General features: G+C 58.0%; 2 protein-coding genes. Both read right to left on the minus strand.

Annotated elements, in window-relative coordinates:
- A partial coding sequence (locus tag I5W_RS12805) for an SMP-30/gluconolactonase/LRE family protein (RefSeq protein ID WP_044529518.1) occupies positions 1–338 on the minus strand: 338 nt, incomplete at its 3' end.
- A 162-nt stretch (positions 339–500) separates the two neighbouring features.
- Positions 501–1253 (minus strand): porin (locus I5W_RS12810; RefSeq protein ID WP_044529519.1); only part of this gene is annotated, 753 nt, incomplete at its 5' end.

Below are 1253 nucleotides of genomic sequence, written 5' to 3' on the forward strand. Positions count from 1 at the left end.
AAGACGAAGCGCCCCTGGCGGTCGCAACGGCCATCATTCAAGCGGGTGCTGGGCAGATCATCCTCGATGCGGCAGATCGGGCTGATGGCAGCGGTATTGAGGTTGAAGAAGGCCAGGCGCGATTCCAGGCCAATCAGCAGACGCTCAGGATCGGCCGTGAAGGCGAAGCAGCACAGCCGCTCAGGCATGGACCAGCTCCGCGTGGCGCCGCTGTGCGGATCGTGGTTCCACAGTCGCGAGGCATGGATATCGGTCCAGAAGAGCGATTGCGAACGCTCACACCACAACACACCTTCACCCAGTTCATGATGTCCATCGACCAGCAATTGCGCATTCATCGGGGTTCCGCCTGCAAATCAAGTAAATGAGATAAACGATATAAATCTTTTTCGCGACGCATTGATGCGCCGTCGTAACGACAAAAAAGGGTGGGCTTGCGCCCACCCTCAACTACATCAAGACCACCTCAGGAAGGATTACAGATACTACTGATCGTTACATCAGAACGAGTGGGCGATACCGAAGTAGCCGCCGTTCTGCTTCAGGCCGGAAACGCCGTTGTCTGCGCCATTTTCCAGGACGTGGCCAGAGCCAGTGCCGTTGCGGACAGTGCCGATGTCAACATACAGCAAGGTGCGCTTGGACAGGAAGTAGTTGATACCCGCCATGTACAGGTTGGCCGTACCACCGCCGTTGCCCACACCAGCCGGCGTGACCGAGGCGTTGTTGGCATTGACGTGGAACCATGCACCCACCAGTTGCAGTTGCGGGGTCACGTCGTAGTTTGCACCCAGCCAGTAGTGGTTGGCGCGGTCCGGCGCACCCGGATTGGCATTCGGAGCGCGCAGGTTTTCGTAACCGACGAACATCTTCAGCTTGTCGAACTTGTAGGTACCACCCAGGATCAGCTCCTTCGAGTGCTTCCACAGGTCGTTGTAGTTACCGTTGGCGTCACGCACCACGTCATAGATGGCGCGCAGTTCCAGGCCGTTCTTCTGGTAAGCCAGCGAGATGCCGTCCTTGCGACCGTCGCTGGTACCAGCGTTAGGTACGCCACCATTGAACGAACCCGGCTTTTCGCCCAGGCTGGTCTGCAGGTTGGCAGTAAACCCGCCCATGTCGGGGCTGTTGTACTCGATGATGTTGCTGGCGCCCGGCCAGTTACGACCATTGACCAGGGTGGCAGTACCGATGGCCTGTTGGCCGGTCGGGTCCAGGAACCAGATATCGTTGTTGATGAACAGGTTCTTACC

It is taken from the genome of Herbaspirillum sp. B65 (genome assembly GCF_000333555.1).
GTDB lineage: Bacteria > Pseudomonadota > Gammaproteobacteria > Burkholderiales > Burkholderiaceae_D > Herbaspirillum > Herbaspirillum rubrisubalbicans.